General features: G+C 65.7%; 16 protein-coding genes. 10 read left to right on the forward strand and 6 right to left on the reverse strand.

Annotated elements, in window-relative coordinates:
- Positions 1 to 86: 86 nt before the first annotated feature.
- The 4 genes from ACPPVV_RS17245 (at position 87) to ACPPVV_RS17260 (ending at position 3912) form a co-directional block, all read left to right on the forward strand.
- A complete protein-coding gene (locus ACPPVV_RS17245) occupies positions 87 to 905 on the forward strand; it encodes a DUF3426 domain-containing protein (RefSeq protein WP_426701092.1) in 819 nt (272 codons plus the stop codon).
- 143 nt (positions 906 to 1048) lie between these two features.
- Positions 1049 to 1375, forward strand: coding sequence for a helix-turn-helix domain-containing protein (locus ACPPVV_RS17250; RefSeq protein ID WP_426701093.1), 327 nt, complete (start codon positions 1049 to 1051; stop codon positions 1373 to 1375).
- A 69-nt stretch (positions 1376 to 1444) separates the two neighbouring features.
- A complete protein-coding gene (gene purH, locus ACPPVV_RS17255) occupies positions 1445 to 3055 on the forward strand; it encodes a bifunctional phosphoribosylaminoimidazolecarboxamide formyltransferase/IMP cyclohydrolase (RefSeq protein ID WP_426701094.1) in 1611 nt (536 codons plus the stop codon).
- Between the two features lie 146 nt (positions 3056 to 3201).
- A complete protein-coding gene (locus ACPPVV_RS17260) occupies positions 3202 to 3912 on the forward strand; it encodes a glutathione S-transferase (RefSeq protein ID WP_426701095.1) in 711 nt (236 codons plus the stop codon).
- 2 nt (positions 3913 to 3914) lie between these two features.
- On the opposite strand, the gene ACPPVV_RS17265 is transcribed toward ACPPVV_RS17260, so the two are convergent.
- A complete protein-coding gene (locus tag ACPPVV_RS17265) occupies positions 3915 to 4346 on the reverse strand; it encodes an EamA family transporter (protein ID WP_426701096.1) in 432 nt (143 codons plus the stop codon).
- Between the two features lie 74 nt (positions 4347 to 4420).
- Positions 4421 to 4942 (reverse strand): DUF2782 domain-containing protein, encoded by a 522-nt coding sequence (locus tag ACPPVV_RS17270; RefSeq protein ID WP_426701097.1) that lies wholly within the window; start codon positions 4940 to 4942, stop codon positions 4421 to 4423.
- Between the two features lie 92 nt (positions 4943 to 5034).
- On the opposite strand from ACPPVV_RS17270, the gene polA reads away from it, so the two are divergent.
- From polA to ACPPVV_RS17285, 3 genes are all read left to right on the forward strand, one after another.
- Entirely contained in the window at positions 5035 to 7788 is a 2754-nt protein-coding gene (gene polA, locus ACPPVV_RS17275) for a DNA polymerase I (protein ID WP_426701098.1), read from the forward strand.
- Between the two features lie 322 nt (positions 7789 to 8110).
- The gene (locus ACPPVV_RS17280; RefSeq protein WP_426701099.1) at positions 8111 to 8332 is read left to right on the forward strand and encodes a hypothetical protein; all 222 of its coding nucleotides are present in this window, start codon (positions 8111 to 8113) and stop codon (positions 8330 to 8332) included.
- Between the two features lie 69 nt (positions 8333 to 8401).
- The gene (locus ACPPVV_RS17285; protein WP_426701100.1) at positions 8402 to 10681 is read left to right on the forward strand and encodes a 3'-5' exonuclease; all 2280 of its coding nucleotides are present in this window, start codon (positions 8402 to 8404) and stop codon (positions 10679 to 10681) included.
- A gap of 36 nt (positions 10682 to 10717) precedes the next feature.
- Here ACPPVV_RS17285 and ACPPVV_RS17290 read toward each other — a convergent pair whose 3' ends face one another.
- From ACPPVV_RS17290 to ACPPVV_RS17300, 3 genes are read right to left on the reverse strand one after another with little or no spacing between them, the layout of a single operon-like run.
- A complete protein-coding gene (locus ACPPVV_RS17290) occupies positions 10718 to 11974 on the reverse strand; it encodes a heme biosynthesis protein HemY (protein ID WP_426701101.1) in 1257 nt (418 codons plus the stop codon).
- Positions 11971 to 13134: a uroporphyrinogen-III C-methyltransferase gene (locus ACPPVV_RS17295; RefSeq protein ID WP_426701102.1), complete on the reverse strand. Its 1164-nt coding sequence runs from the start codon at positions 13132 to 13134 to the stop codon at positions 11971 to 11973. Before ACPPVV_RS17295 ends, ACPPVV_RS17290 begins: the two co-directional genes overlap by 4 nt.
- 56 nt (positions 13135 to 13190) lie before the next feature.
- Positions 13191 to 13961 carry a uroporphyrinogen-III synthase gene (locus ACPPVV_RS17300; protein WP_426701103.1) on the reverse strand — a complete coding sequence of 257 codons (771 nt, stop codon included), beginning with the start codon at positions 13959 to 13961 and terminating at the stop codon, positions 13191 to 13193.
- 89 nt (positions 13962 to 14050) lie between these two features.
- Here ACPPVV_RS17300 and ACPPVV_RS17305 point away from each other — a divergent pair, with 89 nt between their 5' ends.
- From ACPPVV_RS17305 to ACPPVV_RS17315, 3 genes are all read left to right on the forward strand, one after another.
- On the forward strand, positions 14051 to 14521 hold the full coding sequence (locus ACPPVV_RS17305) for a YiiD C-terminal domain-containing protein (RefSeq protein ID WP_426701104.1): 471 nt from the start codon (positions 14051 to 14053) through the stop codon (positions 14519 to 14521).
- A 57-nt stretch (positions 14522 to 14578) separates the two neighbouring features.
- Entirely contained in the window at positions 14579 to 15001 is a 423-nt protein-coding gene (locus ACPPVV_RS17310) for a hypothetical protein (RefSeq protein ID WP_426701105.1), read from the forward strand.
- Between the two features lie 81 nt (positions 15002 to 15082).
- Entirely contained in the window at positions 15083 to 15529 is a 447-nt protein-coding gene (locus ACPPVV_RS17315; RefSeq protein WP_426701106.1) for a rhodanese-like domain-containing protein, read from the forward strand.
- A gap of 94 nt (positions 15530 to 15623) precedes the next feature.
- On the opposite strand, the gene ACPPVV_RS17320 is transcribed toward ACPPVV_RS17315, so the two are convergent.
- On the reverse strand, positions 15624 to 16685 hold the full coding sequence (locus tag ACPPVV_RS17320) for a 2Fe-2S iron-sulfur cluster-binding protein (RefSeq protein ID WP_426701107.1): 1062 nt from the start codon (positions 16683 to 16685) through the stop codon (positions 15624 to 15626).
- Positions 16686 to 16701 lie beyond the last annotated feature (16 nt).

The raw sequence follows: 16701 nt of genomic DNA on the forward strand, positions 1-16701 counted from the left end.
CTTGCCGGTCTGGCCACCCTGCTAAGCTTGCGCGATACCGATTCAAAGCGGCCTGCATGTATACACAATGTCCCGAATGCCTGTCCGTGTTTTCACTGGATGCGCAGACGCTCGCCAAGGCGCACGGTCACGTCGTGTGCGGACACTGCCATGCCGGCTTCGACAGCCTCGCCACGTTGGCCGAGCAGCTGCCGCCGGAGCCCTTCACCGAACTGCCTGTGAACGAACCGGCGTTCGAACCGCCAGGCGTCGACCTGGTGGTCTATCGACCCCGACCCGAGCCGCCGGCAGTCGATGGCGACCCATCGGCGGCACCGGGAACGGCCGAAGATTTTTCGCAACTGGTATTCGCGCCGCGCTTTGCACGCGAGCAGCGGACACAGCCGTCCGCACGAGCGCAGAAACGCGAACGCCGGCGCCGTTCGCGCGCCTCCGGTGAGCGGCGCTGGCCGTGGATCGTGGCGTGCACCTTGCTGCTGTTGTTGCTTGCCACGCAGCTGGGCTGGGCCAAGCGTGACGAATTGATCCGCGACCCCACCACGGGTGGCTGGTTGCGCAGCAGCTGCGCCCTGTTCGCCTGCGAGCTGCCGCTGGTCGCCGCTCCGCAACAGCTGCGCCTCGTCGCCAGCAATGTGCAGGCGCACCCCAGCGTCACCGGCGCACTGATGATCAGTGCCAGCGTGCGCAACGATGCGGCATTCGCTCAGCCCTATCCGATATTGACGATTACCCTGGCCAACGCACGCGGGCAACGCGTGGCGATGCGTCGGCTGCAGCCGCGCGAATACCTCGACGACAACGCCGTCCTGCAGCGCGGGCTGGCGCCAGGTGCCAGCGCGGTGCTGCTGCTGGAAGTCGAGGATCCCGGCGACAAGGCGGTCGCGTTCGAATTCGGCTTCGAATAGCACTTAAAATTATCGGCCCGCACGGGTAGACTCGACCCCTCGCGCGGACTGCCGAATGGCGCTCGATGTACGTCGCGACCTGTAACAACAGCCATAACCACAAGCCGCGGCCCACGCAGCCGTTGCTTCGTCCGTGAGGAAAGATGTCCGTGAATGCCGTAAGACTGCCTGCCACCGAGGCCGCAAAACAGACCTCGTCGCCCGGCCCGCAGAGCACGGGTCCGCAAGCCGCTGGCTCGCAGAGTGCATTGAGCGAATGCGTCACCCGCACGGTACGTCGCTATCTCGCCGACATCGGTGACACCGAATGCGCCGAAGGCCTGCACGCTCTGGTGCTGCGCGAGGTGGAAGTGCCGCTGCTGCGCGAAGTGCTGGCTTTCCACGATGGCAACCAGAGCCGCGCCGCCACGGCGCTCGGCATCAATCGCGCCACCCTGCGCAAGAAGCTGGCCGCGCACGGCCTGCTGTAAATCGCGCCGAAAGCCGCCCACCATCCGGACGGCTATAATGAGCGGCTTTCCCCTTCTGGAAACCCGTCCATGTCCACGTCCCAGCTCGTCCCGGTCCGTCGTGCCCTGCTCAGTGTCTCCGACAAGACCGGCCTGATCGACTTGGGCCGACGCCTCGCCGGCGTCGGCGTGGAACTGTTTTCCACCGGTGGTAGCGCAAAGGCGCTGCGCGAGGCCGGCATCGCCGTGACCGACGTCAGCGACGTGACAGGTTTCCCCGAGATCATGGACGGCCGCGTCAAGACGCTCCACCCGAAAGTCCATGGCGGCCTGCTCGGCCGGCGCGGCACCGACGACAAGGTGATGGCCGAACTCGGCATCGCGCCGATCGACCTGCTGGTGCTGAACCTGTATCCGTTCGAGAGCACCGTGGCAAAACCCGATTGCACGCTGGAACAGGCGATCGAGAATATCGACATCGGCGGTCCGGCGATGCTGCGTTCGGCAGCAAAGAACTGGAATGACGTCGGCGTGCTGACTGCGCCGGATCAGTACGAGGCGGCGCTGACGGAAATCGAACAGCAGGGCGGCCTGTCGCGCAGCACCCGTTTCCGGCTCGCCGTCACCGCGTTCAACAACGTCGCCAGCTACGACGGCGCGATCAGCGACTACCTGTCCGGCCTGGAACTCAACGGCACGCAGGACACGATCGCCGGCCATGCCGGCTTCCCCGGCCAGATCAACAGCCGCTTCGTGAAGCTGATGGACCTGCGTTACGGCGAAAACCCGCACCAGCAGGCCGCGTTCTACCGCGACCTGTATCCGGCGCCCGGCACGCTGGCCACGTTCCGCCAGTTGCAGGGCAAGGAATTGTCGTTCAACAACATCGCCGATGCCGACGCGGCCTGGGAATGCGTGCGCAGCTTCACCAAGCCTGCCTGCGTGATCGTCAAGCACGCCAACCCGTGCGGCGTCGCGGTGAGTCTGGATGGCATCGGCAAGGCCTACGACCTCGCCTTCCAGACCGACCCGACTTCCGCCTTCGGCGGCATCATCGCGTTCAACCGCGAGGTGGACGTTGCCACGGCGAAAGCCATCGTCGAGCGCCAGTTCGTCGAGGTGGTGCTGGCGCCGGGTTATGCGGACGATGCGCTGAAGGCATTCACGAAAAAGGGCAATGTGCGCGTGCTGACCATCCCGCTGCCGACTGATGGCAGCCTGCTGGACGCCCACCCGGGCATCCATTCCAAACGCGTGGGTTCGGGCCTGCTGCTCCAGAGCGCCGACACCGGCATGATCACCGCCGACGATCTCAAGGTCGTTACCCGCCGCGCGCCGACCGAAGCGCAGATCCACGACCTGATCTTCGCCTGGAAAGTGGCCAAGTTCGTCAAGTCCAATGCCATTGTGTACGCCCGTGATCGTCAGACCATCGGCATCGGTGCCGGCCAGATGAGCCGGGTCTACAGCGCGAGGATCGCCGGCATCAAGGCTGCCGACGAAAAGCTCGAGGTGCGCGGTTCGGTGATGGCGAGCGATGCGTTCTTCCCGTTCCGCGACGGCATCGACGCGGCCGCCGAAGCGGGCATCAGCGCGGTGATCCAGCCCGGCGGTTCGATGCGCGATGCCGAGGTGATCGCTGCCGCCGACGAGCACGACATGGCGATGGTATTCACCGGCATGCGCCACTTTCGCCACTGAACCCGCCCATGATGATGATCTAGGAGCCCGCTTGCGGGCGATGCTGCTGCTCTAGAGCCTGGCAAAGCATCGCCCGCAAGCGGGCTTCTACACGTCGCGTAGAAGTGCGTCGTCGCAGCATCAGGATTCCGTTGCGGAGGCCTGCCATGCATTACGAGCTGTATTACTGGACCGGCATCCAGGGCCGCGGTGAATTCGTGCGACTGGCGCTGGAGGACGCCGCTGCCGACTATGTCGACGTGGCCCGCGAACAAGGCGATGACGCCATCGCGCGTTACCTCGAGGGCACCCATGACGGTGCTCTGCCATTCGCGCCCCCCTTCCTCAAGGCCGGGCGGATGGTGATTGCGCAGACTGCCAACATCCTTCAATACCTGGGTCCGTCGCTGGGACTGGTGCCCGAAAGCGAAAGCCGGCGGCTCTACGCACACCAGCTGGAACTGACCATCAGCGATCTGGTGGCCGAGGTCCATGACAGCCACCATCCGGTCGCCAGCGGTCTTTATTACAAGGATCAGCGTACCGAAGCGAAGCGCCGCGCAGCGGATCTGCGCGAGACCCGGCTGCCGAAGTTCCTGGATTATTTCGAACAGGTGCTCGAGCGCGGCGGCGGGCTGCATCCACTGCGTGAACACTCCTATGTCGACCTTTCGCTGTTCCAGCTGATGGCCGGCCTGGAGTACGCCTTTCCGCGCGCCTTGCAGCGCCTTGGCCACCAGCTGCCATTGCTGCGCGCACTGAAGCAGCGGGTGGCCGCGCGCCCGCATGTCGCGGCCTATCTCGCGTCACCGCGACGCTTGGCGTTCAACGAGGACGGCATCTTCCGCCATTACCCGGAGCTGGACGATCCGGCGTGAGTTCAGAACAGCGCGATCACCATGGCACCGGCCACGATCAGACCACCGCCGATCAACAACGGCAGACTCGGCTTTTCACCCAGGAATACCAGCGCCAGCACGATCGCCATTGCCACGCTGAGCTTGTCGATCGGCGCCACCTTGCTGACCGGGCCGAGCTGCAAAGCGCGGTAGTAGCACAGCCATGACAACCCCGTGGCGATGCCGGACAACACCAGGAACAGCCAGCTGTGCCATGGCAGACCGGTGGGTTTGACCCACTCCTGGCGCAGGCTGAGGATGCCGGCGGTGACCAGCAGAATGACGATGGTGCGAATGAAGGTCGCGAGGTTGGAATTGATGCCCACCACGCCGAGCTTGCCGAACAGAGCGGTCAACGCGGCGAACAGCGCCGACCCCAGCGCAAACAGCAGCCAGCTTTCGCGTAATTGCATCGCCTCGTCTCCGTTGCGCAATGCTTCGGATTGTCACCGTAGCGGTTGCCGGCGACGCCATTCAGGACATGGCTTCAGTGATCGTCGTCGGCCGACGGCGTCGCGTCCGAATCCTCGGCGGCCGGCTTGCTCTTGCCCCACTCCAGCACCTTGTACATCACCGGACCCACCGGCTTCTTGCCATGTTCATCGACCACGCGGCCATCGGGATTGACCATGTAGGTTTGCGGTACGCCATGCTTCGGCGTCACCACCAACATGTAGACCTGCCCGCTGCGGCTGTATTCCTGCACGCTGTTGTCGCCTTCCTGGTGCACGCGGACTTCCGGCTCTGCGGGTCGACCAAGCTTGCTGTCGCCGTCGCGCATGGCCGGCAAGGCCTGCGGTTTCAGATCCAGTGAATCGCCCTTCGCGGTGGGGGTGCGAACCGGTCGTGGCGTTGTGGCGGGCGGAGCAACGGCCTGCACGCCGGGATCGTTGATGCCGGGCGGTGGCGGCACATTCGTCGCTGGCGCGGATTGCGCCTGTACCGGCGATACCAGCAGGGTCGATGCGAACAGGGCGCTGGCGGCAACCAGCAGGGCGGCGGTTTTCATGGCGGCAACCTCGATCGGGGAGCCGAGCATAACAGTGCCGTCGCCGGGCTTTCGTGAAGCGCGACGTTTCGCCGTGCATGCGAGAATGGGGCATGGCGAAACTCATCCTGATCGACGGCTCCTCCTATCTTTATCGCGCATTCCACGCGTTGCCGCCGCTGACCAACGCGTACGGCGAGCCCACGGGCGCGCTGTTCGGCGTGGTCAACATGTTGCGCGCCACGCTGAAGGCGCAGCCGGACTACCTGGCCTTCGTCAGCGACGCACCCGGGCCGACCTTCCGTGACGCCATGTACGACCAATACAAGGCGAACCGTCCGCCCATGCCGGACGACTTGCGGGTGCAGGTCGAACCGATGCTGGCGATCGTCGGTGCGCTTGGTTTCCCGATCTTGCGCGTGCCCGGCGTCGAGGCGGACGACGTGATCGGCACACTGGTCGTGCAGGCGCAGGCGCTCGGCATCGAGGTGCTGGTCTCCACCGGCGACAAGGACATGGCGCAACTGGTCAGTCCGCACGTCACGCTGATCAACACCATGAGCAACACGGTGATGGACGACGCCAGCGTGATGGAGAAGTTCGGTGTGCGGCCGAATCAGATCATCGACTTCCTTGCGCTTACCGGCGACACCGTCGACAACGTACCGGGCGTGCCCAAGTGCGGGCCCAAGACCGCCGCCAAGTGGCTGGCCGAGTACGGCACGCTGGACAGCCTGATCGCGAATGCCGACAAGGTCGGCGGCAAGATCGGCGAGAGCCTTCGCGACGCGCTGCCACGGCTGCCGCTGTCGCGCGACCTGGTGACCATCAAGACCGACGTGCCGCTGGAGTTCGGCCCCACCGAGCTGGCCCTGCGTGACGCCGATGTCCAACAGTTGCGCGAGCTGTACACGCGCTACGAGTTCAAGGCCGCGCTGAGGGATCTCGATAACGCGGCACCTGGAGAAGCGGTCGCCGTGCGCGACCAAGCATCACCGGAGCCTGTCGCTCCGGAAAATCAGCCACCAAACGCGCTGCCGCAAGACGAAGCCCTGTCTGCGCCCGGCGAATACGAACTGGTGACCACGCCGGAACTGTTTGCCATCTGGCTGCAGCAGCTGCACAACGCCGAGCTGATCGCGTTCGACACCGAAACCACCAGCATCGACGCCATGCGCGCCGATATCGTCGGCATCAGTCTCGCGGTGGAACCGGGCAAGGCGTGTTACATCCCGCTCGGTCACGATTACCCTGGTGTACCGCCGCAACTCGGCCGGGATGACGTACTGCGCGCGCTGAAACCGATCTTCGAAGACGCGACCCGCCCCAAGCTCGGCCAGCACGCCAAGTACGACATCAATATCCTGTCGAACTACGGCATCGTGGTTCAGGGCATCCAGCACGACTCGATGCTGGAATCCTACGTGTGGAACGCCACCGCCACGCGCCACGACATGGACTCGCTGGCCAGGAAGTACCTCGGCTACGAGACCATCAAGTACGAACAGGTCGCCGGCAAGGGCGCCCGGCAGATCTCGTTCTCGCAGGTCGACCTGGACACCGCCTGCCGTTACGCCGCCGAGGACGCCGACATCACGCTGCGCCTGCACCTGGCGCTATGGCCGAAGCTTGAAAGCGTGCCCGCGCTGCGCAAGGTCTACCAGGACATCGAAATCCCGCTGGTGCCGGTGCTGGCGAAGATGGAGCAACGCGGCGTGCTGATCGACGGCGACGAATTGCGCCGCCAGAGCCAGCAACTGGGCAAACGGATGCTTGAGCTGCAGTTGCAGTCCTATGGACTGGCTGGCCACGAGTTCAACCTCGATTCGCCCAAGCAGCTGCAGGCCGTGCTGTTCGACGAACTCGGCCTGCAGGCGAAGCTGAAGACGCCGACCGGCCAGCCGTCCACCAACGAGGAAGCGCTGGAGGCGATCGCCGACACCCACGAACTGCCGCGCCTGATCCTCGACTACCGCAGCCTGGCCAAGCTGCGTTCCACCTACACTGACAAGCTCTCCGGCATCGTCAATCCGCGTACCGGCCGTGTGCACACCAGCTACCACCAGGGCTCCGTGGCAACCGGGCGGATCTCCTCGTCCGAACCGAACCTGCAGAACATCCCGGTGCGCACCGAGGAAGGCCGGCGCATTCGCCAGGCCTTCATTGCACCACCCGGCTGGCTGGTGATGGCGGCGGACTATTCGCAGATCGAGCTGCGCATCATGGCGCACCTGTCCGGCGACGAGGGCCTGCTGCGCGCGTTCCACGAAGGTGGCGACGTGCACCGCGCCACGGCTGCGGAAGTATTCGGCGTACCGCCGGAAGAAATCAGCACCAACCAGCGCCGCGCCGCCAAGGCGATCAACTTCGGCCTGATGTACGGCATGAGCGCGTTCGGCCTGGCCCGCCAGCTGGGCGTCGATCGCGGCGAAGCCAGCGACTACATGGGTCGCTATTTCTCGCGCTACCCCGGCGTGCGCGCGTTCATGGACGCCACCCGCGAACAGGCGCATCGCGACGGTTATGTCCAGACGATCTTCGGCCGCCGGCTCTATCTGGAAAATCTCAACTCGCGCAACCAGGGCCTGCGCCAGGGCGCGGAGCGTGCCGCGGTGAACGCGCCGATGCAGGGCAGCGCCGCGGACATCATCAAGCGCGCGATGATCGCGGTGGCGGACTGGCTGAAGCAGCGCGACGATGCGCATATGCTGATGCAGGTACACGATGAACTGGTATTCGAGGTACGGTCGGACGCGGTCGATACCGTTCGCGCCGCGGTGGTCGAGCGGATGTCCGGCGCAGCGGAACTGGCCGTGCCCTTGCTGGTCGATGTCGGTGTGGGTGCCAACTGGGACGAAGCCCATTGAAATTCGCGGCCATCCGGCGGCCCGCCGGGCGTTAACTTTTCATGAGAATGCATCTTTTTTGAAATTCTTCCGAAATCCTGCAACTTTTCCGACAAACCGCGCTCTAATCTTTCGGATGCACGCAACGGCGTCCGCGGCGAGCTCACCTCCCTGAGCCGCCACAGGCACGAACCTCTCCCCTGGGTCTTCGTGTCTGCCCCCGCCCCGGAGGCTCCCCCTAGCCTCCGGGGCTTTTTTTGCGCCGTCATCCGGGCGGAATCTGTACATTTCCTGCACACCGATGTCCGGCATACTCGACCCACATTCACCAAGGGGAGCCACCATGCGCGCAGGACTTCTAATCGCCGGCATTATCTTGTTGGTCGCTGGCATCTGGGTCACCGTCGGCAACGGCAGTTACAAACAAACCGATACCGTGGCGCAGCTCGGCCCGGCCAAGATCGAGGCGACCCACAACAAGGCCGTGCCGCAGTGGATAGGCATTGCAGGCATCGTGCTTGGTGGGCTGCTGGTGGTCGGTGGTATCGCCAGCAAGAAGCGCTGAGCTGATCGTTGCATCCGGAAACCGCCGCGCTCGCGGCGGTTTTCTTTTGCGCCCACTACAATGGGCACGATGGATGTCTCGTATCTGATCGACCCGCTCAACGACGCACAACGCGAAGCCGTCTGCGCACCGCCAGGCCACTATCTCGTCCTTGCCGGCGCCGGCTCCGGCAAGACCCGCGTGTTGACCCACCGCATCGGCTGGCTGACCCAGGCCGAACGCGTGCCGCCATGGGCGATCCTGGCAGTCACCTTCACCAACAAGGCTGCCGGCGAGATGCGGGCGCGGCTGGAGGCGCTGATTCCAGGTGGAACCCAGGGTCTCACGGTGGGCACCTTCCATGGCATCGCCCATCGACTGCTGCGCCGGCACTGGCGCGAAGCAGGCTTGCCGGAAGCATTCCAGATCCTCGACGCCGACGACCAGTTGCGGCTGGTCAAGCGCGTGATCGCCGGACTCGGCCTGGACGATGCAAAATTTCCGCCGCGCCAGGCCAGCTGGCAGATCAACAACTGGAAGGACGAGGGCAAGCGGCCGGACAACATCGAACACCGCGATCATCCGGTGACGCACACGTTCGTGAATATCTACAAGGCCTACGAGGACGCCTGTCGTCGCGCCGGCCTGGTCGATTTCGCCGAACTGTTGCTGCGGGCACACGAGTTGTGGCTGAAGAACCCGGCCGTGCTGGAGCATTACCAGCAGCGCTGGCGCTATCTGCTGGTCGACGAATTCCAGGACACCAACACGCTGCAATATGCCTGGATCCGCGTGCTCGCCGGCAGCACCGGGCAGGTTTTCGTCGTCGGCGACGACGACCAGGCCATCTACGGCTGGCGCGGCGCGAAAGTGGAGAACGTACAGCAATTCCTGCGCGATTTCCCCGGCGCCCGCACGATCAAGCTGGAGCAGAACTACCGCTCCACCTCGACCATCCTGAAAGCCGCAAACAGCGTGATCCAGCGCAACGGCAGCCGCCTCGGCAAGCAACTGTGGACAGCCGGCGAGGACGGCGAGCGCATCGCGCTGTATGCCGCCTACAACGAGCAGGACGAGGCGCGTTTCGTGATCGAGCGCATCCGCGAATACATCGACGAGCATGGCGTGGCCAGGGACTGCGCGATCCTGTATCGCTCCAACGCCCAATCACGCAACTTCGAGGAACAACTGGTTCAACGAAAGATCGGCTATCGCGTCTACGGCGGCCAGCGGTTTTTCGAACGCGCCGAGGTCAAGGATGCACTGGCCTACCTGCGACTCACCGCAAACCGGCATGACGACGCGGCATTCGAGCGCGCGGTGAATACGCCCGCCCGCGGCATCGGCGACCGCACGCTGGACGTACTGCGCCGTCGCGCCCGCGGCGAAAACATGTCGATGTGGGAAGCCACATTGACCGAGCTGGGCAGCGGCAGCGAACTGGCCGGGCGGGCGAAGAACGCGGTGAAGGGATTTCTTGCGCTGATCGATGAAATGGCGCGAGCGTTCAAACCCCTCTCTCTTTGGGAGGAGGTTGAGGGTGCGGACATGTCGGCCCCTTCCGCTTCGACCGAACCCTCACCCCCTCTCCCGGAGAGAGAGGGAAGCGATAACGCCCTTGCCCTCGCCGAACAGATCGACCACGCGATCACCCACACCGGCCTGCGCGACTTCTACGAGAAGGACAGCCGCGGCAACGGCGAAGCGCGCGTCGAGAACCTGGACGAACTGGTCAACGTGGCCAGCCGTTTCGAACGCACCGCCGAGGACATCGACGCCGAACTGAGCGAGCTGTCCGCTTTCCTTTCGCACGCCACGCTGGAAGCCGGCGAGAATCAGGGCGAGGCGTGGGACGACTGCGTGCAGCTGATGACGCTGCACTCGGCCAAGGGTCTGGAATTCCCGGTGGTGTTTCTGGTGGGCATGGAAGAGGGCCTGTTTCCCAGCCAGCGTTCGGTCGACGACGAAGGGCGGCTGGAAGAGGAACGCCGCCTCGCCTACGTCGGCATCACTCGCGCCCGCGAGAAGCTGTTTGTCACCCATGCCGAATCGCGTCGCATGCACGGCACCGAGATGCTGGCGCGACCTTCGCGCTTCCTGGGCGAGATGCCGGCCGAACTGATCGACGAAGTGCGCCCGCGCGTGCATGTCACCCGGCCGATGTATGCCGGCCGGCCGCGTGAAGCGTCGTCATCGCTGGAAGAAGCCCTGCCGGTGAAGCTGGGCCAGCGCGTCAGTCACCCGAGCTTCGGCGAAGGCGTGGTGATCAGCGCCGAAGGCAGCGGTGCACACACGCGATTGCAGGTGAACTTCGAGGCCGCCGGCAGCAAATGGCTGGTGGCCGCCTATGCGAACCTGACGCCACTGTAGTGGTGTCGTCAGGGACAGCTCTGGCGTGAAAATCCCTTATTCGCGCAGGCGCGGTACGCCGTGCACGTCGCGTTCCTCGATCGCGATCGGATGCGTATCGAGTTGGGTGGAGCTGGCGGTTTGCACCAACGGCGTGGCGATCTGGCCACGGCCGAGCGCCAGCGCGTTGCGGTAGCAACGCTGGGCCTGTGCTGCATCACCCTGCCCGACGAAAGCATCGCCGAGGGCTTCCCATGCAGCGGCGCCCGGGGTCAGCGCAAGCGAGCGTTCAAGATATTGGCGCGCCTTGCCCCATAACTGCAGCCGCACACACATGCGACCCAGCGTAAGCAGCAGGTTCGCGTCGTTCGGATGCGCGTCGAGCCAGCCTTCGGCGCGACGCAGGCGCGCCTCGACATCGTCGCCAGCCAGCGTGCCGTAGGTTTCGATCAGCAGCGGCGACCACTCGCGGCGCAAGGCGGACTCCACCTCGTCCATCGCCGGCAGGGTCAGGCCGAATGACGCCGCGCGACGCGCATAGGCATCGACCACGGCAGGTATCCGGCGCTGCGTCTTCGGCAGTTGCGACCACAGCGCGTTGAGGCTGGCGCCATCGGGCGCCACGTTGATGTTCGCCGCCAATACTTGTGCTTCCAGTGCGGCGTAGGCACGACTACCCAGTGCGCCACTTTTCTGCAGTGGGTCGAGCGCTTCGCGGGCACGCCGGAGATCGCCGCTGGCCAGCGCCGCCAGCGCCAGCTCGCGCCAGCCGCCCGGGGTCAGGCTGCCCTTGTCGGCGTCCGGAGCCAGCAATGCCAGCGCCTCGGCCGGCTTGCCATCGCGTCGCAACACCCGGGCGCGCAAGACGCGGGCGGCCTGCGGAGCAGACTGCGACGCCTGATTCAGCGCCTCCAGCGCGCGGCCGTGTTCGCCGCGGCGCGAGGCAGCCTCGGCGGCGGCCAGCAGGGCCGGGCCACGCAGGCTGTCCAGTCGCGAGGCGCGATTGAGATCACGCTCGGCGTCGCCGTGGCGGCCTTCGATCAGCGCGATGAGGCCTTCGCCCAGACGCTGCTGGCTAAGCCGGCGATGCCGGCGCGAGAACGCGCCGAACGGCCAGCGCAACAAGCGCCACAGTGTGGTGAGCAGCGCCCACGCCAACAGCAGCATCACCACCGCCGCAACCACCGTGGTCTCCACCCGCCAGCCGCGCAGACGCAGCAGCACGTAGCCGGGATCTTCCGCGACCCAGTGCCAGCCGAAAGCGGCCAGTGCCGCGATGATCACCAGCAACAGGACCCAACGCCAAACCCTCATGGCCGGACTCCACCCGCCGGCGCGACACTGCTGGCAGGCGCCGGGGTCGAACCCGCGGCAGGGCTGAGGGCGTGCACGGCACGCAGGTCATGCAGTTCGACGAGCGCGGCGCCGAGCTGTACCGGTGCGCTCAAGGGCAGCTGGCCGGCGAGGTGATCGAGCGTCTTGCGCGCCTGCTGCACCGCCGCCGCATTGCCGTCGAACTGGGTCGACAGGCTGCTCGTCACACGTTGCAATGCGGCTTCGTATTCCTTGCTGTCATACGCCAGCAGGGCAACCTGGGCCTGGGCAAGATCGAGCGCGGCCAGTTCACGCGCGAAGCGGGCGTCGGCCACAGCCAGTGGTGCGCCGTTGTCGCGCTGCACGCTGATCACCCCGGCCAGCGCATGACCGATGCGCGACCAGGCATCGGTAGTCGTTGCATGGTCGTTGGTATCGAGCGGCTTCAATGGCAGCGTGGCCAGTGCGCCACGCAATGCGGTCAGCTGTTGCAGCGCACTGGCCTGGCTGGCCGGCTGGCTCTTCGCCAGCGCCTCGCGCTCGGCGTTGATGCTCTGGCGCAAGCCGCTGAACGCGCCGTCGTTGACCGTGGACAGGGCGTGGTCGGCCAGCGCATAGGCGGCGGCCGCGCCTTGCGCGTCGTGGAACAACGTGTAGCGCTCGCCGGCCATGCGCAGCAACGATTCGGTTTCGTCCAGCAGCATGGCGTCATGCCCGGACAGGCTCTTTTCGGCGAGCTTCGCCACCGCGTCCTCGAGGTGGCGCGTACGCTCGGCCTGGCCGAGCAATTCCTCGCGCAACGATCGATTGACCTGGGCCGCGTCGTCCAGCCGCTGGCTCAGGCTGCTGCGCTGATCGTTGACGTTGCCCAGCGTAGTTTCCAGCGTGCCCACGCGCTGCTGCAGGCCGGCCACGCCCTGGCTGTCGGCGGCACTATCCTGTTCCTGCTGCCACTGCCGCCAGCCGATATAGCCGGAGGCACCCACGGCGATCAGCGACAACAGCACCGCCAGTGCCAGACTGCCGCCGCCGCGCGGACGCGGCGTGGGTCGCGCCGCCGCTGGCCGTGACGGCCGTGCGGACAACGGATCGACCAGCACGGGGTCGGGGCGGGCGCCCTCGGGCGCGGCGGGCTCGTTCGGCTTGTCTACGTTGCTCATGCGCGCATGCTAGCAGCCCATACGCCCGCGTTCGTAGCAAGGTGGCGTGAAGGAGATCAGCCCGCGCGCAGCGCCGCCGCCAGCAGATCGGCAGACAATGCCGAGGGCGCCGCCACGACGCGCGCAAAACCGGCGTCACCCGCAGCAGTGGCCAACCGTTCACTGCTGACCACCGCCGTCGCCGCGCACAAACGGCTCCATGCCGGTGGCGGCAGCGTTTCCTGCAAATTCCGCAGTGCCTCGGCGCTGGACAGCAGCACCTTCGCCGAGGCGGGCAACTGCAACAAGGCGTCGACATGGCGACGATCGAGTCGTGGCGACACCCGCCGGTACACATGTACCTCGCGAAACCTTGCGCCCTGGGCGACGAGCTGTTCACGCAGCATGCCGCGGCCATCAGGCGCGCCAATCAGGGCGATACGACGACCGCCTGGCTCCAGCAGCGCGGGATGCCCGAGCAGCCCTTCGCTATCCTGCCGCGCGGGTGTCAGCGGCGCGTGGATGCCGTGGCGACGCAAGGCCCGCGCCGTAGCCTGGCCTACCGCCAACACGATCGCCCGCGTCTGCAGTGGCGCCAGCGCGGCGGCGTAACGCACGGCGGCCGGACTGGTGAAGATCAGCAGCTCATCCATCAATGCAGCACGCAGGCCGGCACCGGCATCGACGCCATCGGCCATACCGCGCAAAGCCAGGCCGGGCAGCAATAGCGGCGTGCCGCCGAGCGCACGCACGCGCCGTGCAAGCGCTGTCGCGGTGCCGACGGGACGCGTGATCACCACGATCCGGCCACCGAAATTTTCGCCCTCCACTGAAAATGGCCGTTGCATCCGCACACGCATCCAATGACCACGATGGCCCCAGTGTAGCGGCCGCCCTACACTGGGCGGCTCCCCTTCCCCATGGATTCCCCACCGACGTGACCATCGACAATGCCACCACGCACGCACAGCAACTGATCCAGTTCATTCGCGACGAAATCCCACTGGCCCACGCGATGGATCTGCAACTGGCCGACTGCGACGACGACAGTCTCGCCCTGCAGGCGCCATTGGCACCCAATGTCAATGACAAGGGCTGTGCGTTCGGCGGCAGCCTGGTCAGCCTGATGACATTGAGCGGCTGGGCATTGGTCGAATTGGCGCTGCGCCGGCGTGGCCACGATTGCGACGTGTTCGTGGCCGAATCCAGCGTGCGCTACCTGGCACCGCTGTGGCATGACTTCCGCAGCGAAGCCCAACTGGCCGTGGGTGCGGCATGGGACACCTTCTTCACCACGCTGCTGACGCGCGGCAAGGCACGCATCGGGGTGGATTGCGTCGTCCCCGGTGATGACGGCAAACCCGCCGCCACCCTGAGCGCCCGTTTCGTCGCCAAACGGCGCCATTGAGTCGCCTGCGCTCGCATCAGGCAGAATGAGCGGGTTCTCATCGGGGAGGAACCCATCATGCGCCGCATTCCGAGCATCCTTGTCGTGCTGTCCGTGCTGTCCGTATTGCTGCTGGCCGGCTGCGCCACCAAAGCGCGCAGCGACGCGCTGGTCACCACGCTCAACGCCTACGGCAGCACCGTGCGCTGGGGCGATTTCCAGAGTGCGGCGCAATTCATCGAACCGGCGCAGCGCGCCGCGCACCCCCTGAGCAAGCTGGATCTGATGCGCTACCAGCAGGTCAAGGTCAGTGACTACGACGATGGCGCAGGCCCCGTACCGACCGGCGATTTCGACGTGCAGCAGACGGTGCAGGTCCGGTTGATCAACATCCACACCCAGTCCGAGCGCACGGTGACCGATCACCAGACCTGGCATTACGACCAAAAGACCAGTCACTGGTGGCTGACCAGCGGGCTGCCGGACATCACCCAGGACTGAGCCCACCGCATGGCGGCCGCGCTATCCGTATAATCGCCGGTTTACCCGAGTCGGTGCGATCAAGGCACCCGTGGACTGACGATGAACGATTTCCTGCACAAGCTGCCCGTGTTTCTTGGCAACCATATGGCGCTGGCGGCGCTGTTCGTGATCCTGCTGGTGGCGCTGATCGTCATGCAGGTCAGCACGCTTTTCAGCAAGATCAAGGAACTGAGCCCGGCCAGCCTGACCAGGTTGATCAACCGCGAAAGTCCGCTGCTGATCGACCTGTCCTCGATCGCCGAATTCGAGAAGATGCACGTGCCCGGCGCGAAACACGTGGCGATGAGCCAGTTCGATCCGGAACACAAGGATCTGGCCAAGGCCCGGGAGATGCCGGTGGTGGTGATGGACAAGGACGGCCGTGGCAATTCGGCCAAGGCCGCGCAGCGGTTGATCCAGGCCGGCTTCGTGAAGGTCTACACCCTGGGCGGCGGCGTGCTGGCGTGGCATGCGGCGCAATTGCCCGTTGCCAAAGGCAACAAGTAGGCAACACCAATTCCGTGGGAGCGGCTTCAGCCGCGACTGCTTCGTGCAACGTGCAACCCATCGCGGCTGAAGCCGCTCCCACAAGACTAGCGAATCAGAAATCGTGGATGCCGGCGCGTCCGGCGATGATCTGCGCCAGCACGTCCGGCGCGTATTCGAACGAGTCGTAATACAACCGCTCTTCCGGCAAACCGGCGTCGAGAAACAGCGGGTGCGCGGCGTCGATCATTGCCGGCGGTCCGCTCATGTACAAATCGTGGCGGCTCAGATCGGGTTGGTCCGCCAGCACCACCTCGTGTACCAGCCCCATGCGCAGGCCATCGGCCTGTTCCGGGTCGGACACCACGGCGTGGAACTGCAGGTTCGGCAATTCGCGCGCCCAGCGTTCGGCCAGCGGTCGCAGGTACAGATCCGCCGCCGTGCGCGCACCCCAATAGACCTGCATCGGCCGGCGCGTACCCAGCGCGATGAAGTGCTCGACGATCGCCTTGACCGGCGCGAAACCGGTGCCACCGGCCATGAACACCATCGGCCGTTCCGAATCCTCGCGCGGCACGAAGGTGCCCAGCGGGCCCTCGACGCGCAGGTGGTCACCCACCTTCAGCGTCTCGTTGACCCACGAAGTGAAGCCGCCGCCGGCAACGTGCCGCACATGCAGCTCGATCATGCCGTCGGCCTGCGGGCCGTTGGCGATCGAGAACGGCCGCCGCTTGCCGTCCTCCAGCAATACATCCAGATACTGGCCCGGCAGCCGGTTGAGGCGGCGCTCGCCATGCGCGGGCAGCAGGCGCAGGCCGGTCACGTCCGGCGTCAGCGGCCATTTGTCGGTCACCACCATGCCAAGCTGGCGCCGCGCGATGTCTTCCACCGAGGTGACTTCGCGCGCCACCAGCAACAGGTCGCTGGCGGGCACCGCCTGGCACAGCAACACCGCGTGATGCGCGCGTTCGTCCGCGTTCAATGCCAGCGGCGGGTTGCGCGGATACTCGCAGCGCCCTTCGAGCAGAATCGCCTTGCAGCTGCCACAGACCCCGGCACGGCATGAATACGGCAACGCCACGCCGGCGCGCTGCGCAGCCTCCAGCACGGTCTCGCCGGGGGCCACGCTGAACTGACGGCCAGAAGCCTTGAGGGTAACGGTATGCACCAGGCGCATTGTCGTTGCGATCGCA

Origin of the sequence: Rhodanobacter sp. Col0626, assembly GCF_049994385.1 — a bacterium.
Taxonomy (GTDB): Bacteria; Pseudomonadota; Gammaproteobacteria; order Xanthomonadales; family Rhodanobacteraceae; genus Rhodanobacter.